The sequence below is a fragment of the Kitasatospora herbaricolor genome (genome assembly GCF_030813695.1).
Classification (GTDB): Bacteria; Actinomycetota; Actinomycetes; order Streptomycetales; family Streptomycetaceae; genus Kitasatospora; species Kitasatospora herbaricolor.
The window spans coordinates 8,142,939-8,166,355 of sequence record NZ_JAUSVA010000002.1; the positions used below are offsets into that span (position 1 = coordinate 8,142,939).

Genomic DNA, 23,417 nt, shown 5'->3' on the forward strand with positions numbered 1-23,417 from the left:
GCAGCGGTCTCGGTCGGTCAGGGCTTGGCGGTGGGTTTACCGCTCCGACCGGGTGCGGAGGTCGGTTTGCCGTGGCCGGCGGCGCTGGTCGGGAGCGAGTCGCTGTTCCCCGGCGCGGTGGTGGCAGGCGCGGCGCTCGCGCCCGCCGTGGTGGCCCCGGGGCCGGTGGTGGTGGGGGCGGTCGCCGCCGTAGCACCGCGCGCAGCGGACCTGGTCGGGGCCGGCCTGGCACTGGGCTGCGCCTCGACCGTGGGGGACGGGGCCTCCGGCGTCGTGGGGGGACCGCTCACGGACGGGCGGGGCGCCTGGGCCGAGGGCAGGAACGGGGACTGCACGGTGGGGCCGCCGAGCAGGGTGCTGACCAGCAGGATCACGTAGCCGACGGCGGGGACGACCAGCAGCCGGCCGAACCGGCGGACCTGGCGCTGCCGGCGGCCCGAGGCGTCGACGAAGACCGGGGTGGGCTCGGCGGCGCCCTTCCGGCCGTGCCGCGTCCGACCGGGGGCGACATCGTCCACGAGGGGCATCGTCACCGTGTCCTCGTGCCCGGCATGGAGTCGGTGTTGTTGCATTGCGGGGGTGGCCTCTGCGGTAGCGGGGTGTCATGACGGACGGGTCGCCGGCTTCGGCCGGTGCGCGTCCCATGTCCTTCAGCGCCGCGGGTGCCACTGCCGTCACTCCTGTGGCGAAAGTTCCCCGGCTTCGGGTCCGTGACGGCCGGGCGGCCGGCCCGCTCCGGTGCCCCCGTGGGGGACCGGAGCGGGCCGGCCGGGAGCACGTCGAGCGGTCGGACGTGCGGTCGGACGGTGCTGCGGTCAGACGGTGCTGCGCTGCCACTGCTGGTTGGTGCCGGTGTTGCAGGTCCACTGCTCCAGTGCCGTACCGTCGGCGGTCGACTGGTTGGTGACGTCGAGGCACTTGTTGCTGTGCCGGGCGAGCAGCTTGACGTACGTGGTGCCGGTGACCTTCTGGACCTTCCACTGCTGCGAGGTCGCGCCGTTGCAGGTGTTCTGGACGACGGCCGCACCGTCCGCGGTCGACCCGCCGGCGACGTCGAGGCACCTGCCGCTGTGCCGCGCCATGATCTGCACGTAGCCGGTGCCGAGGTCCTTGAACCAGAAGTTCTGGTTGGCCCCGGCGCCGCAGCCCCACTGGATGAGCGGGGAGGACGGGGCGAAGTCGTAGTTCGCCACGTCCGCGCACTTGCCGCTGCTGCGGGCGCTGAACCTCTCCCACGGGCCGCCCACGCCCGCCACCGTGCCGGCGGCCGCGTCGATCGTGAGCTGCGGGGCGTAGTCCATGGTCATGGTGGTCGCGGTCGGGAACTTGAGGGACGACCACACGTACTGGGAGTCGTTCACCGTGCCGCCCATGGAGTTGCCCCACCGGTCGCCCATGTACAGGTAGCCGGTGCCGGCCGTGCCCTGCACCGGCAGGACGTAGGCGGTCTGGCTGCGGTACGTGGTCGGGTCGCCGGCGTCCTGGAGACCGCTCCAGGAGCCCGTCAGGCTGGTCGCGGTCTGGTACTGCTGCTGGTTGGGGGCCCAGCCGGTGGCGCTGGAGGTGAGCAGGAAGTAGACGCCGCCGCGCTTGAACAGGGCGGGGGCCTCGCGCCACTGGCCGTTGGACGGGCTGGCGATCAGGGCCTCCACCGAGAGGTAATCGGCGCTGAGGCGGTAGACGTGCAGGTCGGCGTTCCCGCTGGAGGACGAGATCAGGTAGGCCGTGCCGTCGTCGTCCTTGTACAGCGTCATGTCGCGGGAGTCGTAGCCGAGCGGGCGGAAGCTGCCCTGGTAGCTGTAGTCGCCGTCGACCGTGCCGGAGGTCGCGACCGCCACGCGGCCCTCGCTGTAGTCGGTGCTGCTGCCCTCCTTGTGCATCCACATCACGAACTGGTTGGTGCTGCTGTTGAAGATCACCTTCGGTCGCTCGATGTTGGCGCCGGCGGCGAGTTCGGCGCCGGAGGCCACGGTCAGCACGTGGTTGCGGAACTCCCAGGTCTTCAGGTCGGTCGAGCGGTACGCCGAGACGTAGTGGAAGGTGTTGTCGGCGTTCCGGTCCTCGCCGAACCAGTAGTAGTACTGGCCGACCTTGATGACGCCGCCGCCGTGGGCCTGGACCGGGTTGCCGGTGGTGTCGCTGAACTGCGTCCCGTTGGTGACGGTCACCGGGGCGGCGTGCGCGGAGCCGGCGCCCCCGAGCAGGCTGAGGGACAGGGTGAGGGCGGCGGTGAGGAGGACGGACGATCTCTTGTGCGGCATGGGTCCGAATACCTTTGCTCTGTCGTGCCGGCCCGGGGGCCCCACGGCGTGGCAGCGCGAACATGCCAGGCATGGGGGTGCGAGGTCCTCGGGCCGTGCGAGGTCCGGACCTGCGCCCTCGGCGGCCCCGTGGCGACCGGGGGCGTGGAGTGGGCGGTCCTTCGCGTGCACGTGGTGGGTGGGGGTGATCCGGGCCGGGGACGGACGAGCGTGCCGGCCTTGCCCTGCTGGGGCGTCGACGGCGGGCGCGCGCTCGGGTGGCGAGGCGCGCCGGCTGGGCGGCGGGATGATCGTGGTCGGCCCGATGCCCGCCTTCTCCTTCCCGTGGAGTCGGCAGGGCTCGGTGGCTACTTGACGCACCCTCGGGGGTTAGCCATGTTGGCGCAAACAAGCGGCCGTGTCAGAGTTTCGGAGCAGCGCCCGGCGCTGTCAAGGGTTCCGGTCGAGCCGTGATGGTCCGGACCCGAAGGGCCGCCCCGGGGCCCGGGGCGGGGCCGAGGGTGCGGCCCGGATCCGGTGGGCTGCCGCGCGCGGTTGCGGCGTCGGACGGTTCGCGCCGGTGGCGTCGGGCGTTTCGCGGGTGGGGCGGTAGCACGACGCCCGCCCCCGGCGCTGCCGGGGGCGGGCGGGGAGTACGGAGCCCTGCTTCAGGAGACGTTGACGGCGATGTCGTCGAGGACGAACGAGGTCTGCTTGGTGTAGTCCTCGGCGCCGGTGAACTTCAGGGTGACGCTCCGGCCGGCGTAGCCGGCCAGGTCGAAGGTGCGCTGCTGGTAGCCGTTGGCGGCGTTGAGGTTGGAGTAGGTCGCCAGGGTGGTGCCGTTGGCGGTCACGGTGAGCCTGTCGTACGCGGTGGTCGCCGACGACGCGGTGTCGATGTGCAGCCAGAAGCTGAAGGTGTACGCGGCGCAGCCGGCCGGCAGGGTGACCGTCTGGGCGAGGGTGTCGGTGTTGGTGACGCCGTAGCCGTCCAGCCAGGCGTCGTAGCCGCCGGAGTGCGGCGGCTCGGCGGAGCTGCTGCTGACGGCGCTGGAGCCACCGCTGTTGGTCTCGGTCCAGGAGGAGGCGGAGCCCGTCTCGAAGCCGGGGTTGGCGATCAGCTGTGCGGCGGTGCAGCCGGTGCCGCCGGCGGGGCTGACCGTCCAGGTGAAGGAGGCCGAGGAGGACGGGCCGGTGGAGTCGGTCGCGGTGGCCGTCACGGTGAAGCCGCCGGCGGTGGTGGGCGTGCCGCTGATCAGGCCGGTGGCGGAGTTGAGGGTCAGACCGTTCGGCAGGCCGGTGGCGGTGTAGCTCAGGGTGCCGCCGGCGGTGTCGGTGGCGGAGAGCTGCAGGCTGGTGGCGGTGCCGACGGTGGCGGTGCGGGCGCCCGGGTCGGCGAGGGTGACGGCGCCGGTGGCGCTGCCCTGGGCGAGCCAGGCGGTGGTGTTCAGCGCCAGGGCGGCATCGGTGCCCGCAGGGTCGTTCCAGCCGTCGTAGAGGGTGTTGCCGGACTGGCCGGTGCCGTCGTCGATCGGGGAGCTGTCGCCCCAGACGGCGACCCGGCCGCTGCCGAAGGCGGAGGTGACGAAGAAGGCGCCGGTGGTGCCGCTGTAGCCGCTGCGGTAGAGCAGGCCCTTGACCGCCGGGTTGTCGGCAGGCTTGAGGGTGAAGGTGGTGCCGTTGCGGATGATGGAGCCGGTCACCTGGCCGAAGGGGCCGTTGAGCACGGGGTCGGCCGGGTCGGTGACGGCGCGCGGGTTCTCGTTGGCGATGTTCAGCAGGTCGACGGAGAAGCCGAACGGGTCGGTGTTGTCGACGCTGTTGGTGGTCAACAGGTCGTTGATGATCGCGGGGGAGTCCCAGCCGTCGTTGTTGCGGTCGCTGACGGTGTGGTCGGAGATCAGGAACAGGCCGCCACCGTTCTGCACGAACTTCATCACGGCGGTCTTCTCGGCGTCGCCGAGCCGGATGTTGGGCTCGGGCAGGACGAACTCGTCGAAGTTGGCGAGGTCGAGTGCGCCGCCGGTGCCGTACGTGACGGTGGAGCCGGCGGGGAGGGTCTTCAGGCTGTACCGGCCGGTCTTCTGGAGGGCCACGCCCCAGGCGGAGATCGCGCCCGTCCAGGACGTCTCGGTGGTCGGGTCGGCGTTCTGGGTGAGCGGGTCGGGCTGGCCGGTGGAGATGATCCAGTCGGCGTTGCCGGCGGTCTCCCCCTTGCTGTTGTCGAAGAGCACCCGCTTCGGGGCGACCGCCGTGGTCGCCCCGGTGGTGGCCGTGGTGGTTGCCGCGGGCGCCGTGCTGGCTGCAGAAGCCCGGTACGGCACGGCGCCCGCGCCGGCCAGCAGCACCAGCCCGGCGGCGGCGACGGCCAGGGGCCTGGTGGTTTTCGTGGCTCTGATCACGTGTCAACACTCCTCGTGCCTGGGGTGACAAGGGGTGCGCGCTACGCGCGTAGGCGCGGCCACACGGTGTCATGTTCGGGTAAGCGGAGCTTGAACGGAACACGTCGGTTCAACATTTTCCGCCCCCCGGCGGAGCCTCCCGGGGGCGCGCACCCGGGAGGCCACGCCCGTCGCACCGTGGCGGGGGCACTGGTTCCAGCGAGGAGTCGGGTGCAAGGCTCATGGCGGACGTTCCTGAACAGCGGTCAGGAGTGACTACCACTGTCTTCGTCCGGGATTCTGCCGTGGGCTCGACGCGGCGTTCCTGTGGGAGCGGTCGACCCGTTGTGCCCGACCCGGTCGGTGGTGGGCAGCCGTCGCACGCCACCGTGAGAATCCCGCTCCCGGGACATCCGGTCCGTGTGCCAGGCGACCGGTCGACGCAACTCGCGTGACCCCGAGCCGCGTTCCGGATCGATCTCGTGTCGAACGAGACCTTGACGGGGGAAGCGTCAACTGTCACCGTTTGTTTGAAGTTGCTCATAAAGTCCATTGATAAAACAGATTCAATCATCGTCCACCGCTCTCAGGGCGCCCCATGAGATGGCACCACCGTCTGGTCGGCCTCGATCCTGCGGTCACCTGCGGATCGCCTGACCGAAGCAGCTGATTCGAGCCCTGCCCGTGAGCACCACGACTCGGCGGAAGCCGTTGGTGGAGCGGAGGGACGGGCTCTGCGGCTCCCCTCGACAGAAACCGCACAGATCCGGACGGATGGAAGCCGGGACGCTCGAAGCCCGTTACTCGCTGACGATCGGGGAGTTCTCGCCGCGTATGGATGACGTTTTCACGCCCGGCCCGTTCCACACGGCACTACGCTCGGCGATCGCGGCTCGGGGCCTCGGTCTGGAGCGCCTCCGTGATCGGCTGGCCGCCCGCGGCCTGTCGGTAAGCATCTCCACCCTCAGCAACTGGCAGCGCGGAGTCAGCCGCCCGCGCCGGCCGGACAGCCTGCACCTCGTGGCCGTACTGGAGGCCGTGCTCGACCTGCCCGGCGGGGCCCTCGGCCGACTGCTGGACGAACCCGTCCGGGGCGGCCGCGCCGCCAGGCCACCCGGGGCTGAGGGCGCGCCCCTGTGGCGGGCCCTGCGCCTGCGGGCCCTGTTCGACGAACCGGCCGACGACGGACTGGATGTCCTCGCCGTCCAGGAGGATGTGACGGTGACCGGTGCCGGGTCCACGGCGACGGTCCGCCTCGTTGTCCGGGCCCGCCGGCCCGACGTGTACCGGCACGTGGTGCTCACGCACGGCAGCGGCGCACTGCCCGAGATCCGGGCCGGCCGCGACTGCCGCCTCGGCCGGGTGCGCACCGATCCGGAGGCCGCCCTGGTCGCCGCCGAGTTGCTGTGGGCCCCGCTCGGCGCGGGCGAGACCTTCGCGTTGGAGTACCACCTCACGGCCGGTCGGCCGGAGCCCTGTCACGGCCGGTGGTTCCGCCGTGCCGGGCAGCACCTCGACCTGACGGTCCGCTTCGCGCCCGGCACCGGTGTCGGCCAGGCGTACCGGGTCTGGCGGCTGGACGGCGCCTCCCCGCACAAGGACGTGGCCACGTTGCGCGTCATCGACGACCGGGTGCACCTGGCGGACTACGACGTACCGCCGGGCTTCCACGGCATCCGCTGGAACCCGTGACGCATCGCCGGGTCGCGACGAGCGAACGCCTCGCGCTCTGCCCTCGGCCGCGTGCAGCCCGGGCCCGACAGCGCGGAACAACGGAGACCCGGGCGCCCCCGTCGGACGAACACCGCTTCTCCGAACCGCACTTGAGGCGTCGAACCTGTAATTCAACCGAGGAGCAGACGAGTGACGCGGACATGGCCACACCGCCACCCTGTCGAAGCATGAAGCGAACTCTCCTCATCGGCTCGCTGACCCTCGTGGTCGGCAGCCTCGCGATAGGCGGCACGGGCGTCACCGCGTCCGCCACCCCCGCCGCTTCGGCAGCCGTGCAGCCCAAGCCCTCCGACGCCCAAGCCCTCCGGGATGCGACGGACCAGGTCACCGCCCACCCCCAGGCGGTCCTGGCCGGTTCCCACGACACGTTCCGGGCCCGCAGCGTGCAGGTGGACGCCGGCGGTACCCGGCACGTCCACTTCGACCGCAACTACGAAGGCCTGCCGGTCCTGGGTGGTGACGTGCTCGTCCACTCCGCCGCCGCTGGCCAACTCGACGCCGTCACCCTCAGCCTCCGGGCCCCGCTCAGCCTGTCGGTGACCCCCTCGCTCACCGACAAGGAGGCGATCGCCGCCGCCGCCCCCCTCTTCAGGGGCACCAAGGACAGCACCTCCAGCACGCTGACGGTGGATGCCCTGGGCGCCGTCCCGAAGCTGGTCTGGGAGGTCGTCGTCCACGGCACCGCAATCGACCAGTCGCCCAGCCACCTGCATGTCCTGGTCGACGCCAGAACCGGTGCCGTCGGGCAGAGTTGGGACACCTACTCGACCTTCCTGCCCGGGGGTGTCCACGCCGCACCCGCCAACGGCAGCATCGCACCGGCCGCCACGGTCGCCGCGTCCGGCGCCGGCAGGGGCTACCAGGTCGGCGCCGTCAACCTGTCCACCACCGCCTCCGGCGCCGGGTACACCCTCGTCGACCCCGACCGCGGCAACGGAGAGACCCGCGACGCCCGGAACAGGACCGTCTTCCACGACTCCCCGCCGGCCGGCTGGGGCGGCGCCTTCACCGACGCCGACAACGCCTGGGGCGACGGCACCCTGAACGACCGCGCCACCGTCGCCGTGGACGCCCACTACGGCATCCAGGCCACCTGGGACTTCTACAAGAACGTGCTGGGCCGCAACGGCATCAGGAACGACGGGGTCGGCGCCCGTTCCTTCGTGCACTACGGCACCAACTACGCGAACGCCGGCTGGGACGACGCCAGCTTCTCGATGGTCTACGGCGACGGGGCGGTGGGCTCGAAGCCGTTCACCGCGATCGACGTGGCCGGCCACGAGATGAGCCACGGCGTCACCGCCGCCACCGCCGGGCTGCTCTACTTCGGCGACGCCGGCGGCCTGAACGAGGCCACCTCCGACATCATGGGCACGATGGTCGAGTTCAACGCGAACAACCCGGCCGATGCTCCCGACTACCTCATCGGCGAGAAGATCGACATCAACGGCAACGGCACCCCGCTGCGCTGGATGGACGATCCGAGCAAGGACGGCCGCTCGGTCAAGTGCTGGTCCCCCACCACCAAGAACCTGGACCCGCACAACTCCTCGGGCGTGGGAAACCACTTCTTCTACCTGCTCGCGGCCGGCTCCGGCCAGTCCCAGTGGGGCAACAGCCCGACCTGCAACGCCTCGGACGTCGCCGGCATCGGCAACGACAGGTCCACCAGGATCTGGTACCGGGCACTGGCGACCTACATGGTCTCCAACACCGACTACCCGGGCGCCCGCACCGCCACCGTCAGGGCCGCCAAGGACCTCTACGGCGCCGGCAGCACCGAGTGCGCCACCGTGGAGAAGGCCTGGAGCGCCGTGAACGTCGCCCCGACCAGCACCACCTGCGGCGGCGTCGCCCCGACACCCACCCCGACCCCGACACCCACGCCGAGCGGCAATCTGCTGCTCAACCCCGGCTTCGAGTCCGGCGCCACCTCCTGGAGCGCGACCTCCGGCGTCATCACCAACGACACCGGCGCCACCCCGCACACCGGCTCCTCGTACGCCTGGCTGGACGGCTACGGCACCGCCCACACCGACACCCTCTCCCAGACGGTGGCCGTCCCGGCCACCGCCACCGCCCCCAAGCTGACGTTCTGGGGGAAGATCACCACCCTGGAGACCGGAACCACCACCTACGACACCCTCAAGGTCCAGGTCGTCGACGGCACCACGACGACCACCCTGGCCACCTACTCCAACGCCGACGCCAGCACCGGATACGTCCAGCGCACGCTCGACCTGTCGGCCTTCAAGGGCAGGACCGTCACGATCAAATTCACCGGCACCGAAGACGCCGGCTTCGGGACCAGCTTCCTGATCGACGACACCGCTGTCACCACCGGCTGATCCCGCCGACGACCGGCGGCCCGAGCGGGGGACCACAGGCCCTGCTCGGGCCGTCCTCGCTGCCATGAGCGTCGTAGTGGTTGAGGCACTCGCCCTCTCCGGGCGGCGTACGTCGTTTCCGGCGCGGACGGCTCCACCGCACAGCCCGGACACGCTCGCCGCGAGATTCGTCCCCTCACGAACTGTCGACGCTGGTGTGGGAGCCGGGGACGTCGTCGCGGGTGGTGCGGAGCTTCTTGAGCGTCCTGGCGACGTGATGCTCGACGGTACGGGGCGAGAGGGAGAGGGCTTGGGCGATGTCCTTGTTGGTGGCGCCGGTGGCGAGGAGTCGGGCGACCTGGGTCTCGCGGGGGGAGAGCCGGTCGCCGTAGCCGCGGCGGCCACGCGGTGCCGGGCGGCTCAGGCCGAGCGTGCGCTGGTGCTGTTGACAGCGGCTCGCGTCGGCGGTGGCGCCGAGTGCGGTGAAGGCGGTGGCGGCGTGGGTGAGGTGGCGGGCGGCGGTGTGGGGGTCGGTGGGGGCGAGGGCGAGGGCGGTGAGTTCGAGGGCGAGGGAGGCGTAGTAGGGGCGGCCCATGGCGGTGAGTATGCGGTGGGCACGGTCGAGGCATGCGGCGGCGCCGGCAGCGTCGCCGTCGTACAGCAGGATCCGACCGCGGCCGTATGCGAGGACTGCGAGGAGAACAGGGGTGTCCTCACCCTCCAGAGCCACTTCGGCCTCGGCGACGATGCCCCGCGCGGCCTCGGGATGACCGTCGGCGAGCGCAGCATTGACGGCAGCTGCGATGAAGAGGGAGGACTGCCCCCAGTCGGACGTGCCGCGCAGCTTCTCCAGGGCGGAAAGCACCACGGCCCAGGCCTCCTGCGGCTGACCGCGGTGAATGTGGATGGTGCTGATGGCGGTCGCCGCACGCAGGGCGCAGTCGGCCTCCAGGGCCGTTTCCCCGAGGCGGGCGGCGTACCGGAGGTGCTCCAGGGCAAGCTCCCACTGCCCCCGGACCGCAGCCACGGCTCCACGGCCCAGGCAGGCCTCCATCAGGATGTCGGCGTTGTCGGGATAGCGCGCGAGCAGGGTCGCATGGTCCTCCTCCAGGTGTTCCCAGCGGCCTGCCATCCAGTCCAGCCGCAGCAGTTGGCTGGCACTGCAGGACTCGATGAGAGGGGCCGTGCCCAGCCGTCGGGCGAGGTCGAGGCTCTCCCGCAGCAGGGCTTCCGCCTGGCGGTCGTGCCCGGTCGCGAGGGAGTAGTAGCCGACGTTGAAGAGGGCACGGGCGCTCTGGCGCAGGACTTCGGGATCCGTGTCATGGCGGGGCAGCCGCTCGACGAGGTCCCGGACGGCCATGTCGTTGGCCCTGGCCATCAGCGTGAGACGGGTGGCGTGGACGGCGGCGCGCGCGCCACGGTTGGGGCTGTCGCGGACGGCGTCCTCGGCACGCGCCATCCACGCCTGCACCTCCCGCGGGGGCCGGCTCGGGTTCACGGCCAGGGCGACCATCGCGCGGGCGGCCACGTCGGGCCGGGCGGCCAGTTCCTCGATCGCCCGCTCCAGTTCGCGTTCGCCGCCCGCCGTGTCGCCTCCCTGGTTGACCATGAGCAGGCCGAGAGCGAGGCGGATCTCGCCGCGTGCGGCAGCCGGCAGGTGGGAAGCGGCGAGAATGCGGCGCAGCGCGGTGGCGCCGATGGTGTGGTCGACACCGTTGACGGCGATCCGGGACAGCGCCAGGGCGGCGCGGGTACGCAGGTCACCCTCCAGGCGGGGTAGGGCGAGGATCTCGTGGATGAGGGTGGCGGCCGTGCCGTCGTCGCCGAGGGCGATGGCCTGGTCGGCAGCGGCTTCCGCCTGACGCAGCCAGGCCGCGGTGTCGCCGAGGGCGCGGGTGTGATGGGCGATCTGGACGAGGGGAGGCGAGGGGGCGGAGGAGAGTGCCCGGACGGCTCGACGGTGCAGATCGAGGCGGCGGGGGCCGAGGATGCCCCGGAGCACGGCCTGTTGGGCGAGCGCGTGGCGGAAGGTGTAGTGACCAGCGGTGCCTTCGCGAAGGACGGTGGCCCGCAGGGCTTCGGTGAGCGCCGCGCCGGCGCGGTCGGGGTCGATGCGGGCGACATCGGTGAGCAGGTGCTGGTCGGCGGGTACGGCGAGGACGGCGGCGGCTTCCACCAGGGCGACCGCGGAGTCGGACAAGGTCGCCATGCGCGAGGCCACCGCTTCGCGCAGTCCCCGTGGGACCTCCGCTTCCGCCAGCACCGCCACGTCGTCCACCGGACGGCCGTGATCGAGGTGGCGGGGGCGCGGCTGCGCGGTGAGGGTGAGCAGGTCCTCCTCCACGACGAGGGGCAGGCCCGCGCTGCGTTCGAACAGGGTCCGACTCAGGGCCGTGCTCACGCGTGGGCCGAGCACGGCGGCGGCGAGCTCGTGCACCTCGTTCTCGGTGAGGGGGCCGAGGTGGATGTCCGCGCCGCCGGTCCCCGGCGGGCGGCGGTAGGGAACTCCGAGCACGGGGGTGTCGTCGGAGAGGTCCTCTCCGCGGTAGGTGAGCACCAGGCCGAGCCGTTTGGGGAGGTCACGGGCGAGGAGCAGGAGCAGCTCGCGGGTGGCTTCGTCCGCCCAGTGCAGGTCTTCCAGCACCAGGACCAGTGGACCCACGGCGTCGAGCACGGAGCGCACCGCGCCCATCAGCTGGAAGCGTCCGGCGCGTACGTCCTGCAACTGCGCCGTGGCGGGAGGCAACCGGTGGGCGAGCGCGGGCAGCAGCGGCGCCAGTGCGCCGGCCTGCGGGTTGAGGCGCTCGGGAGGGGGCAGCCAGTCCGTGGTGTCGCTCAGGGCGTCCAGGACCGGGCCGAACGGCAGCGGTTCACGCAACGGGTGGCAGAGGCCGGTGACCACGCGCACCCCGCGCCTGGTCAGGGCCAGGGTGGCTTCGTGGATCAGGCGGGACTTACCCACTCCGGGCTCGCCCTCCACCAGCACCACGGCCGGCGGGACCTCCAGCGCAGTGAGCAGGAGATCCAGTTCCCGGCGTCGGCCGACCCAGGCGAAACCCCGCCCCGAAGCGGCGTCGGAACGACGGTCTACTGCCACAGCCGGCCTCCAAGCGGCACAGCCTTTGCGCGTGCCCCTCTGGATCCCAACGTAGTCGCCGCCGGCTTCCCTGCCAATGTGCGGATGAGGTGGCCCGGGGCGGGGGCCGGGCTCGGTGCGGTGCGGTGCGACAAGGCTGATCCCGGGTGCCGGTTTCTGTCGGAGGTGTTGGTCATGGGGAGCGAGGAGGCTGGTCTGGGTGAACGGCGAACTCCGGTGGTTCGGGGCGTCTTGTGAGGAGCGCCCCGAACCGCGGGAGCCGTTGTGCGGGTGAGGCGGGCCGGTCGGACGGCTCGGGTCTGCGGCCTACGTGATCACTTGTTCATCCGGGGCTTGCAGCAACCGCCCCGTCGGGCCACGGGGGTGCTCCGGTATCCCTACCAGCTGTACACCTGGAAGGACCAGAGCGAGTAGCCGTAGCCGGTACCGCGGCTGGTGCCGTTCAGCCGGATGTAGCGGCCGGAGCCGGTGAGGCCGGTGAGGTCGTCGGTGCCGCCGTCGCCGGTGGTGGTGGTGTAGACGGTGGTCCAGGTGGTTCCGTCGTTGGAGGTCTGGATCTGGTAGGTCTTTCCGTAGGCGGCCTCCCAGGTCAGCTTGACCTCCTTGACGGACTTGGTGGTGCCGAGGTCGACCTGCAGCCACTGCGGGTCGGTGTAGGTGCTGGCCCAGCGGGTGGCGGGGTTGCCGTCGGTGGCCTTGTCGGCGGTGAGGCCGGTGTTGTTGCCCTCGACGGAGGATGCGGTGGTCGGCCGCCCCAAGGCCACGTCGGTGCCGGTGACGGTCCAGGTGAAGGTGGCGTGGCCGGAGGCGCCGGTGGTGTCGGTGGCGGTGACGGTGGCACTGGCGGTGCCGACGCCGGCCGGGGTGCCGGTGATCCGGCCGGTGGCGGAGTTGATGGTCAGGCCGGTGGGCAGGCCGGTGGCGGTGTAGGTGAGGGTCTGGCCGGTGGCGGAGTCGGTGGCGCTGACCTGGACCGGGGTGATGGCGGTGCCGGGGTTAGTGCTTCGGGCGCCGGGGTTGGCGACGGTGACGGTGTTGCCGGTTCCGGTGGTCCAGATGCCGGTGATGTCGGAGGCGCTCGCGGCGTTGCCTGCGTGGCTGGTCAGGCCGGCCAGGTCCTCCAGGGTGCGCAGCATGTTGTAGTGGTTGTATGTAGTGGCAGTAGAGCTTCCGGGTGTGACATTTGCGCCGTAGAACACAGTCGGGATGCGGTTGCCGGAGAGCCGGTTGTCTTCGTCGAAGGTGACGACGAGCAGGCTGTTGTGAGCCTTGGCCCAGGTCGCGTAGGCGCCCAGGTTGTTCTGGATCCAGCTGTCGCCGGTGCCGACCGAGCAGTCGTGCATGTCGTTGCAGAGGTCCGGGACGACGAAGGAGACCTTCGGCAGTGAGGCGAAGTCGGCGGTGGGGAACTGTGTCATGGTCTTCGCCGTGCTGGTCGGCACGTTGTTGAAGCCGAACCACGGGTTGTGCTTCTGTGCGTAGTCGCCGCTGCCGCACACGGTCGAACCCTGGCTGGGCAGGCCCTCGTTGTAGCTTTCCCAGGTCTTGCCGGCGGCGATCAGTTCGGAGGCCAGGTTCGGCGCGGACATCGAGCCGACGGACACGCAGCTGTCGTCGGTGCGGCCCTGGTTGGAGCCCGAGAACAGCTGGTAGTAGTTGGGCTCGCTGGGATGGGTGATGCCGTACGACTGGGTGAGGCTGGCCCCACCGGCCTTGAGGGTGTTGTTGATGTACGGCGCGTTGGCGCTGTCGACGACCTGCGAGTAGGCGTGGTTCTCCATCACCACGACCACGATGTGGTCCGGGGCCGGAAGGGTTGCAGCCTGGGCGGTGCCGCCGGTGGCGGCCCAGGCGCCGAGCGATCCGGCGGAGAGGGCCACCGTGCTCGCGAGGGCGGTGAAGGTGCGCCGGGTGGGCTTCGGGGGGCGAACGGTAGTCATGTCCGTGAACTCCTCGGAAGGGCGAATGATGTTTCCATCCTTCGCAATGAGCACCCTTGAATGTAAGGCGTCGAAGGGAAACGCTATGCGAATCTGCCATTTCCAAAGAATACGTAAGTCGTATGCGCTCCTATGAATTCGTGCGAATCCTTTGATGCGGTGGAGATTCTCGCTGAGAAAAAATCCGCCGCTTGGATATCGGTAGCTCGTAAGGTCCCGCCGCATGCGGCGGGACCTCGCGACATGAACGGTGAGCCTCGAATTCGGCGCACGCGCCGAATAATTTCGACGGGTCCTGTGCCTTCCAGATTTCCGGGGCATCTGCGAGTGCTGTTTGATCGGCCGCCCCGAAGGTTTCCTGGTCGTCCGGTAGCGGGACATTTGGCGGGCTTCTCACGGGTCAGGGCCGGCGACGTGAGGAGACAGCTGGTGCCAGGCTGCCGACACACCGAACTCCGGTGGTTCGCGGGTGCCTTTGGAAGGCCATCCCTGAACCACCGGAGCTGATGCGCGGCCCGTTCGGACGGTTTCCCGCCTGCGGACCTATGCGCTCACTTGGTCACCGACAGCGGGGATCCTGCAGGAGCTGTTGATCAGACAACTGGGGTGCCGGAATCGTCCCGCTACCAGCTGTACACCTGGAAGGACCAGAGCGAGTAGCCGTAGCTGGTGAGGCCGCGGGTGGTGCCGTACATCCGGATGTAGCGGCCGGAGCCGGTGAGGCCGGTGAGGTCGTCGGTGCCGCCGTCGCCGGTGGTGGTGGTGTAGACGGTGGTCCAGGTGGTTCCGTCGTTGGAGGTCTGGATCTGGTAGGCCTTTCCGTAGGCGGCCTCCCAGGTCAGCTTGACCTCCTTGATCGGCTGGGTGGTGCCGAGGTCGATCTGCAGCCACTGCGGGTCGGAGTGGGCGCTGGCCCAGCGGGTTGTGGGGTTGCCGTCGGTGGCGAGGGCGGCGCCGAGGGTGCTGACCTCGGTGGAGGAGGCGGTGGTCGGCCGGCCCTGGGCCAGGTCGGTGCCGGGGACGGTCCAGGTGAAGGTGGCGTAGCCGGAGGCGCCGGTGGTGTCGGTGGCGGTGACGGTGACGGTGGCGGTGCCGACGCTGATGGGGGTGCCGGCGATCTGGCCGGAGGCGGAGATGCTGAGACCCTGCGGCAGGCCGGTGGCGGTGTAGGTGAGCGTCTGGCCGGTGGCGGAGTCGGTGGCGCTGACCTGGGTCGGGGTGATGGCGGTGCCGGGGTTCGTGGTCCGGGCTCCGGGGTTGGTGACGGTGACCGTGTTGGTGGCGGTGCCGCCGACGGCGGTCAGGGTGAGGGTCTGGGCGTTGGCGGGGCGGGTGTCGGGGCCGGTTCCGGCGTTGTCCCAGTTGCGCTGGGGGGAGGTCAGGACGGACTGGGTGCCCTGGTTGGTGAGGCTCAGCGCGAGGCCGCTGTAGCGGTTGACGAGCCGGACGGCGCCGGTGGGGGTGGAGGCGCCGCTGGGGTTGGGCGTGGTGCGGGTGGCCTGGATCGACCACTGCTGGCCGATGCCGGCGGGGGTGCTGAGGGAGCCGAGGGTGACGGCGGCGCCCCAGGCGCGGCCGGCGTTGCCGGTGCCGACGCCCAGTGCCTGGCCGGAGGCGGAGTTGGTGATGGTGTAGAAGCCGTCACCGGTGGCGGTGAACCTCCACTGCTGGGAGGAGGCGGTGCCGCTGGTCGCCAGGCTGCTGCCGCTCTGGTCGAGGTAGCGGCCGTTGCCCGCGGCGATCTGGTAGGTCCGGCCGGTGTCCACCGGGGACGGTAGGTCGGCGCTGCTGCGGGGCGAGACGCTGATCTCCCGCGAGCTGGTCCCGCACTCGATGGTGCAGTAGGAGCGGAACGTCTTGCCGAGGACGGTGTTGTCGGTCTTGTTGCCGGAGTCGACCAGCCACCGGTACCAGGAGCCGTTCTCGGTGCCGGGCACCAGGCCCATGTCGGTCCACTTCTGGGTGGCCAGGTCGTCGGTGGAGTAGAAGTGCAACGGGGTGCCGACGCCGGTGTTCTGGGCGACGTTGTTCTGCGGGGTGCCGATGTACTTCCCCAGGTACGCGTTCCAGGCGATGTTCATCACCGCGAGCTGCGAACTGTCCGGCAGGGTGCCGGCTGCGACCTGGGCAGCGGCCCCGCCCGTGGTGGACGGCTTGTAGTCGTCACCCGACGGGATGTAGCCGAGACCGCTGCCGTCGGCGGGGATGATGTTGCTTTCGGCGCCACCGACGCCGGGGGTCTGCCAGGCGCCGTTGTACCACTTCTTCCAGGAGGACGCCGCCATCTTTCCCGATATCGGGGCACGGGCGACGTGCTGCTCCCAGACGTTGCCGCCGGTCGTGCCGGGCTTGGTGACGACGCGGGTGGCGTGGAAGACGTAGAAGTAGCCGGAGGCGTAGTCGACGAACAGGCGCTGGTCGCCGTCACCGTAGTAGTAGGTCTGGTTCGGGAACGCCGCGGTGTCGCCCCGGGTGGTGCTGTAGGGCGAGGTCAGGGCATGCTCCTGGATGGTCCAGGTGGAGCCGTGGTCCTTGGAGACGGCGGAGTCGATGGCGTCGAAGTGGAGGCCGTCGCCGAAGGGCGAGCCGGTGAACTCGTTGTGGACCAGGCCGTACCACCAGCCGGTGTCGGGGTCGACCCACACGCCCACGAGGTCGCAGTAGTTGGGCTGGGAGTAGGTGGTGCCCGGCGCGGTGGCGGTGGCGGTCAGGCCGGTGGGGCTGTTGTTGCAGCGCGTGGTGCTGTCGCTGTTGTCGGCGGTGTTGCTGATGGGGTCGAGAGTGGCGCTGTCGTAGTTCGCGCCCGAGTAGAACTTCCAGTACCGGGGACCGTCGCCGTACTGCGCCAAGGCGTTCTGGAAGTAGAACTTCCCGTCGGCGTCGGTGTAGCCCGAGCTCGGGGCGTCGCTCCCCTGTCCGAAGGAGAGGCTGTTGCCGGCGGTGAGGACGACGCCGGGCTGGGCGGCGGCGGCGGAGCCCCACTTCTGGGTGGTCTGCGCGGGGTCGCAGGAGGCCAGGCCGATCCGGGCGTAGTTGACGACGGCCCCCTGGACGGCGAGGCACTTGCCGGACTTGGCGCTGTAGATGGTGCCGTCGGGCAGGTACTTGAACCTCTGCTGGGGGGCGCCGGCGTTGCAGTCGTAGAGCTGGACGAGCGCGCCGGTGGCGTTGGAGCCGCCGGCGACGTCCAGGCACTTGGTGGTGGCACCGACGGTGACGGTGAGGCTGCCGTTGTCCTGCCAGGTCCAGTTCTGCGCGGTGGCGCCGTTGCAGGTGAACAGCTGGACGGTCGCGCCGTTGGTGGTGATGAAGTCGGCGTCGTCCAGGCACTTGCCGCCGATGGTGACGGTGCCGGGGGCGCTGGCCGCGGTGGCGGCGGGGGTGACGGTCACGGTCACGGCCGCGGCCGCGGCCACCGCGAGGGAGAGGGCGGCGGCGAGGCCGGGCCGTCCCGCGGTCATTCTTCGGTACATGGCGTTCTCCGTACCTTGTGGGGGTGGGTGGTGGATGGTGCGCCGAGCGCTGTGGGGGGTGCGCTCAGACCTTGATGTGAGCGACCAACTGGTCGATGAAGGAGGCCCACTCAAGCCTGGTGGAGGGCTTGCCCTCGATGCCGGGCCGGGTCTGCCAGGGCAACGGGCCGGTCTCGCGGCGGTATTCGACGCCGATCGCCTCCAGCCGGGGCAGGTGCGTGGCGAGGCGGGTGCGGAAGTCGTCGAAGTCGCGTTCGCCGGTGCTCCAGAGCGCTTCCGCGATGGCGCACAGGCGGGGGAAGGCGTAGTAGTCGACGGTGCGGGGGGTGTCCATGTGTTCGGTCCAGATGTTGGCCTGGCCGCCGAGGACGTGTCCCGCCTCGTGGGGGGAAAGACCGGAGGGGACGGGCTCGAAGCCGTAGGCGTCCTGGAGGGTCAGCGGGACGGCGAAGGGGATCGGCTCGTCGGGGCGTTCGGACTGGCGGTAGTCGAGGTAGACCTGGTCGTCGGGGCAGGAGACGACGTCGTGGCCCCGGCGGGCCGCGGTGCGGGCCCCGGTCATGCCGCGCCAGGAGGCGACGGCCGTGCCGGGCGGGACCGGCCCCTCCAGGAGGTCGTCCCAGCCGAACACGCGGCGCCCGCGGGTGGCGAGGTGCTCTCCGAGCCGGCCGATGAACCAGGACTGGAGCGCGTTCTCGTCCGCGAGGCCGCGCTGGCGCATCAGTTCCTGGGTGCGGGGGTCGGTGTGCCACTGGTCCTTGGGGCACTCGTCGCCGCCGATGCCGATGAACCGGCTGGGGAAGAGGTCGGTGATCTCGTCCAGGACGTCGCAGTAGAACGCGACCGTGCTCTCCTCGGTGTTGAGGACGTTCGGGTTGACGCCCCACCGGGTGTGGACCTCCAGCGGCTCGCCGCCGACGCCGAGCGCCGGGTAGGCGGCGATGGCCGCCTGGGAGTGCCCGGGGACGTCGATCTCCGGCACCACGGTGACGTGCCGGTCGGCGGCGTAGGCGACGATCTCGCGGATGTCGTCCTGGGTGTAGAAGCCGCCGTGCGGTCGGCCGTCGCCCGGAGCACCCTCCCGCGCCCCGAGTTGGGACTCCCTGCGCCAGGAGCCGACCTCGGTCAGCCGCGGGTGGCCGCGGATCTCGACCCGCCAGCCCTGGTCGTCCGTCAGGTGCAGGTGCAGGACGTTGAGCCGGTGCATGGCGAGCAGGTCGACGAACCGCAGCAGGTCGTGCTTGGGCATGAAGTGCCGCGCCACGTCCAGCATCGCACCGCGCCAGCGGAACCTCGGTGCGTCCTGGACCGTCACGGCCGGTACCGCCCACCGCCGCCCGGAGGCCCGGGCGCGGCGGTGGACCGCCGGCGGCAGCAGTTGGAGCAGGGCCTGGCAACCGTAGAAGACCCCCGCCTGGGAGCCGCCCTCGATGAGCACGCACTCGGCGGTGACGGTGAGGCGGTACGCCTCCTGCCCGAGGTCCGGGCGGAGCCCCAGGCGGATCGGCCGCCGGGCGACGGAGCTGATCGGGAGGGGAAGGCCGGTGGCGGGACGCAGGGCGCACTGGAGCCACAGGGCGGAAGGGGTGAGGTGATCGCCGGCGGCGATGACGGTGGACGCGTCGAGGAGGAACTCGCCTTCGCCGGTCCTGAGCGAGGCGGGGCGGGGCAGCAGCATGGCGTGGGGTCAGCCTTTCACGGCGCCGGCGGAGACACCGGAGACGAGCTTGCGCTGGATGATCAGGAAGAAGACGACGACCGGGAGCGAGAAGACGACGGAGCCGGCCATCTGGCCGCCGAAGTCCGTGCCGGTGATCGGGGTGCTGAAGGAGGCGAGCCACACCGGGAGGGTGTACTGGTCCTGGTCCTTCATGAAGGTGTAGGCCACCAGGTAGTCGTTCCAGGCCGCGATGAAGGCGAAGATGCTGGAGGCGACCATGCCCGGGGCGACGAGCGGAAAAAGGATCTTGTACAGGATCTGCCAGGTGGAGGCGCCGTCGATGCGGGCGGCCTCCTCGATCTCCACCGGGACGGCGATGAAGAAGCCCCGCATCACCCAGATGGAGAAGGGCAGGACGACGGCGACGTAGGCCAGGATCAGGCCCGCGTAGGTGCCCAGCAGCCCGACCCGGTTGAACACCAGGAAGGTCGGGATCAGCAGGGCGGAGCCGGGCAGCATCTGGACGATCAGGATCGCCACCATGATGGCGCGCCTGCCCCGGAACCTGAACCTGGAGAGTGCGGCGGCCGCGAACATCCCCAGCACGACGGCCAGCAGGACGGTGCCGCCCACGACGATCAGGCTGTTCCACAACGTGCGGTAGAACGTGGTCTGGTTGATCGCCGCGTCGAAGTTCGACAGGGTCGGGGACTTGGGAAGGAACAGCGGGGTGGAGGTCATCGCCTCGGAGCGGGGCTTGAAGGCGGTGTTGACCATCCAGTAGACGGGGAAGACCCACACGAGGCAGAACGCGACGGCGATCGCATTGGCGAGCGCGCCGCCCTTGGGATTGCCGGCCCGGCTGCGGCGAAGGCGGTTGTTCACAGGTCCTCCCCGGAGCGCAGCAGGTTGCGGATGTAGAGGGCGGTGATCGCCACCAGGATGGCGGTGGTGATGACCGACAGTGCGGCGCCCTGGCCGATCTTGAAGGCGACGAACGCGGTCCGGTAGGCGAAGATCCCCAGCGTCGTGGTCGCGGAGTCGGGGCCTCCCGAGGAGACGAGCCAGATCTGGTTGAACACGTTGAAGTCCCAGATCACCGACAGGAGTGCGACCAGCATCAGGGTGGGGCGCAGGAAGGGCAGGGTGACGGACCACCAGACCCGGAACTCGCCGGCGCCGTCGAGGCGGGCGGCCTCCTGCAGTTCCAGGGGCAGTTGGGTCAGCGCGGCGTACAGGGTGAGGGCGATGAAGGGGACGGCCTGCCAGACGATCAGCAGCCAGATCGACAGGTAGGCCAGAAACGGGTCGTTGGCCCAGTCGGTGTCGGTCATGTCGCCGAACACACCGGCCTGGGTGAGCAGCCAGTTGACGACGCCGTAGCCGGGCTGGAAGAGCCACTTCCAGACCAGGGAGGACGCCACGGTCGGCATCGCCCAGGCGAGGACCAGAACGATCGTCACCGTCAGGCGCATCGCGGTGGCGAGGCGGGTGAGGAGTTGGGCGACCGCCGTGCCCACCGCGATGCTGCCGGCCACCATGGCGGCGGTGAACAGGACGCTGCGCAGCAGGGCCTGCCAGAACTGCGGGTCGTCGAACAGTGCGGTGTACTGCCGCAGGCCGACCTGGTGGTAGGTGCCGGTGAACAGGGAGCGCTGACTGTAGTCGGTGAAGGAGGTGTAGATCAGGAAGACGATCGGCGCGGCGGTGACGGTGAGCATCACCAGGCCCGCGGGGGACAGCAGCCACCACGGGGCCCACGAGGGGCGACGGCGGGGCGAGGTGTGCGGGCGGAGCCCGCTGGTGCGGCTCGTGCCCGCCAGGGGTTGGGTCGTCATGGGTGTTCTCTTGTCCGGTCGGCGTAGGGCGTGCCTCACACGTCGCGTCGTGCGCCCGGCGGGAACGGTGAGCCACGCCCTGGGGCGGGAGGGGCGCCCCGGGATCGTCGGGGGCGCCCGAGGGCACTACTGACCGGCGTTCAGCGCCTTGGTCGCCGTGGCGTCGAAGGCACTCGCGGCGTCCTTGGTGCTCTTGCTTCCGGAGGCGACCGCCGCGAAGAGGTTGTTGATGTCCTTGTTGGCCTCGAGCTGGGCCCAGTTGGCGTTGGCGGGGGTGGCCTTGGAGCTGAGGGCGGCGTCGAAGAAGCCCTTCTTCAGTTCGCCGACCGAGGCCATGGCGGCCTTGATGCCTTCGAGGCTGTTGGGGATGAAGCCTTCGTGGCCGACGACCCACTTGCTCTGGATGTCCGGGCCGGCGGCGATCTTCGTCCACTGCAGGGCGAGGTCGGCGTTGGCGCTGCGGGCGGCGATGCCCCAGTCGGAGCCGCCGAGCATGACGGGCTGGGCCTTGCCGGACTTGCCGGGCAGGGGGAAGGTGCCGAGGTCGGAGTCGGTGAGGTTGGGGTTGGCCTTCTGGATGCGTCCGATGAACCCGCTGGTGGCGATGATCGCTGAGGCCTTGCCGTCGGCGAAGACCTGGACCTGGTCGGGGGTGGTGGTGTCGACGGTCCGCGAGGCGGCGGTGGAGAACTGGTTCTGGAAGGCCTTGAAGTCGGCGAGGCCGGCCTGTGCCGCGTCGGCGCCGAAGCCCGCGGTCCACTTCGATCCCGCCTCGGCGGCTATGTCGCCGCCCGCGTCCCAGATGAACTGCATGCCCGCGTACCAGTTCTGGCCGGGGAGGTAGAGCGGGGAGAAGTCGGTGCCGGGGTTGGCGGCCTTGACCTTGGCGAGGTCGTCGGTCAGCTCGGTGAAGGTGGTCGGGGCCTTGTCGACGCCTGCCTTGGCCCACATGGTCTTGTTGTAGATCACCGCGCGGGCGCCGGCGAAGCCGGGGACGGCGTAGAGCTTGCCGTCGACGGTCGCGGGGGCGACCAGGCCCGACAGCCAGGTCTGACCCTGCCTCAGGTCGGCACCGTAGGGGGTGAGGTCCTTGAGGCCGCCGTTGGCGGCGAAGCTGGCGATCTGGGTGTTGCCGAGGTCCAGCACGTCCGGCGGGTTCGAAGTGGCCAGCGCGGTGGTGACCTTCGTGGTGATTCCGTCCCAGGCCTGGACCTGGACATCGACCTTGGCGCCGGTCTGCTGGGTGAACGTGTCGTTGATCGCCTTGAGCGACTGGTCCGAGTAGTCGCCGTCCATCACCCACAGGGTGAGGGTCTTGCCCTCACCCTTGGCGGTGGCGACGGCCTGCGGATTAGTGGCCGCGGAGGGCGCCGTGCCGGCGGCCGAGCAGGCGCTCAGGGCGACGGTGACGGCCAGCGCGAGGATGGTGGCGGCAGCGCTTGATCTGTGGTTCATCGGATTTCCTAGCAGTATGTCCGGCGGGTAGGATCACCGGACTGTTGGGTAGTACTCACGGGTGTCTGGGTCGAGCCGGTGCACGCGGTTGCAGCCGCGGTGTCGCCGGGTGGTCTCGACCCAGAGATCTGTGGGCCGGTCGGGTCTCGGACAGGGTTCAGAGGACGCCGAGTTCGCCGGCGAGCACGAGGCAGACGCCGCCGAGCAGGATGAGGTCGTCGTCCCCGGCCAGTGACCGGACCGTCAGCGAGGCGCCGATCGGGGCGAGGGTGCGTGTCTGCACCGTCTCGGCGGCCGCGTCCAGTAACGGGCCGTCGATCAGGTCGGTGGGCCCGGTCAGGACGATCTCGTTCAGGTTCAGCGCGCAGGCGATCGGGGCGAGCACCGTACCCAGTGCCTGCCCGGCGGCGGCCAGGATCGCTTCGCGCCCGGAGTCCGCAGCGGCCGCCAGGCGTGCTCGCAGATGCCCGGCGTCGATCATCGGGTCCAGGCAGCCCCGGCGCCCGCAGACACACGCTTCGCCGTCGACGTCGACCGTGAGGTGCCCGATCTCGCCGGCCGCGAACTGCTCCCCGGTCACCAGCTCGCCGCCGACCACCAGGCCGGCACCGACACCGTGCTCGGTGGCGATCACCATCAGGTTCTGCGCCTCGGTGCCTCGGAAGTGCAGCACGGCCAGGGCTGCCGCGTTGACGTCGTTGCCGACGTAGGCCGGGATGCCGAAGTCCTCGGTGAGCTGACGGGCCATCGGCAGGTCGTGCCACTCCAGGTGGGCGGCCTGCCGGATGGCACCCGTGTCGTCCACGATGCCGGGCGAGCCGACGCCGATCCCCAGCACCCGGCGGGGAGCACGCTCCAGCAGGTCGGCGACCAGCTGGTTCACCAGGTCGCGGGCGGCCTCGCCGAGCGCGGTGCCGACAGCGACCTGCGACCGTTCGACGATCTCACCGCGCAGGTTCGTCACCGCTCCCCGGAACCAGTCGCCGTGCGACAGGTCCAGCACCACCAGGTTCACCGCGTCGTCCTGGATCTCCACCAGCATCGAGGGCTTCCCCCGGCGCCGGCCGCCCTCCTGACGGGGCTCGATGTCCGCGACCAGGCCGTCGGACTCCAGATCGGCCACCAGCGCGGAAACGGTCGGAGCGGTCAGGCTCGACACCCGCGACAGGTCCGCGCGGCTCATCGCACCCTCGCGGTAGAGCGTCGCCAGGAGGAGTGAACGGTTGTGCACCCGGTTGTCCTGGGTCTGCGCCTTCGTACGCTCCACCCGCC

Annotated in this window: 13 protein-coding genes and 1 pseudogene; 2 read left to right on the forward strand and 12 right to left on the reverse strand. The window is 70.7% G+C overall.

Going from position 1 to position 23,417, the window contains the following annotated elements; translation table 11 throughout:
* Window positions 1-17: 17 nt before the first annotated feature.
* The 3 genes from J2S46_RS35325 to J2S46_RS35335 all read right to left on the reverse strand — a co-directional run bounded on the left by J2S46_RS35325 (window position 18) and on the right by J2S46_RS35335 (window position 4,642).
* On the reverse strand, window positions 18-518 hold the full coding sequence (locus J2S46_RS35325; protein WP_191294553.1) for a hypothetical protein: 501 nt from the start codon (window positions 516-518) through the stop codon (window positions 18-20).
* A 297-nt stretch (window positions 519-815) separates the two neighbouring features.
* Window positions 816-2,261, reverse strand: coding sequence for an RICIN domain-containing protein (locus J2S46_RS35330; RefSeq protein ID WP_191294552.1), 1,446 nt, complete (start codon window positions 2,259-2,261; stop codon window positions 816-818).
* A gap of 647 nt (window positions 2,262-2,908) precedes the next feature.
* A complete protein-coding gene (locus J2S46_RS35335; protein WP_229913404.1) occupies window positions 2,909-4,642 on the reverse strand; it encodes a putative Ig domain-containing protein in 1,734 nt (577 codons plus the stop codon).
* Between the two features lie 813 nt (window positions 4,643-5,455).
* On the opposite strand from J2S46_RS35335, the gene J2S46_RS35340 reads away from it, so the two are divergent.
* Window positions 5,456-6,313, forward strand: coding sequence for a hypothetical protein (locus J2S46_RS35340; RefSeq protein WP_307352346.1), 858 nt, complete (start codon window positions 5,456-5,458; stop codon window positions 6,311-6,313).
* A 209-nt stretch (window positions 6,314-6,522) separates the two neighbouring features.
* Window positions 6,523-8,703 (forward strand): M4 family metallopeptidase, encoded by a 2,181-nt coding sequence (locus J2S46_RS35345; protein WP_191294562.1) that lies wholly within the window; start codon window positions 6,523-6,525, stop codon window positions 8,701-8,703.
* A gap of 175 nt (window positions 8,704-8,878) precedes the next feature.
* On the opposite strand, the gene J2S46_RS35350 is transcribed toward J2S46_RS35345, so the two are convergent.
* The 9 genes and pseudogenes from J2S46_RS35350 to J2S46_RS35390 form a co-directional block, all read right to left on the reverse strand.
* The gene (locus tag J2S46_RS35350) at window positions 8,879-11,779 is read right to left on the reverse strand and encodes an ATP-binding protein (protein ID WP_191294563.1); all 2,901 of its coding nucleotides are present in this window, start codon (window positions 11,777-11,779) and stop codon (window positions 8,879-8,881) included.
* Window positions 11,780-12,156: 377 nt separating this feature from the next.
* Window positions 12,157-12,846, reverse strand: coding sequence for a discoidin domain-containing protein (locus J2S46_RS35355; RefSeq protein WP_229913411.1), 690 nt, complete (start codon window positions 12,844-12,846; stop codon window positions 12,157-12,159).
* A pseudogene (locus J2S46_RS35360) lies at window positions 12,832-13,719 on the reverse strand (alkaline phosphatase family protein); the annotation flags it as partial. The gene J2S46_RS35355 and the pseudogene J2S46_RS35360, both read right to left, overlap by 15 nt.
* A 623-nt stretch (window positions 13,720-14,342) precedes the next feature.
* Window positions 14,343-17,192 (reverse strand): RICIN domain-containing protein, encoded by a 2,850-nt coding sequence (locus tag J2S46_RS35365; protein ID WP_191294565.1) that lies wholly within the window; start codon window positions 17,190-17,192, stop codon window positions 14,343-14,345.
* A gap of 64 nt (window positions 17,193-17,256) precedes the next feature.
* Complete coding sequence (locus tag J2S46_RS35370; RefSeq protein ID WP_191294566.1) at window positions 17,257-18,870, reverse strand: beta-N-acetylhexosaminidase; 1,614 nt, start codon at window positions 18,868-18,870, stop codon at window positions 17,257-17,259.
* Window positions 18,871-18,879: 9 nt separating this feature from the next.
* On the reverse strand, window positions 18,880-19,737 hold the full coding sequence (locus J2S46_RS35375) for a carbohydrate ABC transporter permease (RefSeq protein ID WP_073928205.1): 858 nt from the start codon (window positions 19,735-19,737) through the stop codon (window positions 18,880-18,882).
* Window positions 19,734-20,690: a carbohydrate ABC transporter permease gene (locus J2S46_RS35380; RefSeq protein WP_191294567.1), complete on the reverse strand. Its 957-nt coding sequence runs from the start codon at window positions 20,688-20,690 to the stop codon at window positions 19,734-19,736. The genes J2S46_RS35375 and J2S46_RS35380 overlap by 4 nt, the downstream gene beginning before the upstream one ends.
* A gap of 126 nt (window positions 20,691-20,816) precedes the next feature.
* On the reverse strand, window positions 20,817-22,145 hold the full coding sequence (locus J2S46_RS35385) for an extracellular solute-binding protein (protein ID WP_191294568.1): 1,329 nt from the start codon (window positions 22,143-22,145) through the stop codon (window positions 20,817-20,819).
* Between the two features lie 157 nt (window positions 22,146-22,302).
* Window positions 22,303-23,412 (reverse strand): ROK family transcriptional regulator, encoded by a 1,110-nt coding sequence (locus J2S46_RS35390; RefSeq protein WP_229913410.1) that lies wholly within the window; start codon window positions 23,410-23,412, stop codon window positions 22,303-22,305.
* Window positions 23,413-23,417: the final 5 nt, after the last annotated feature.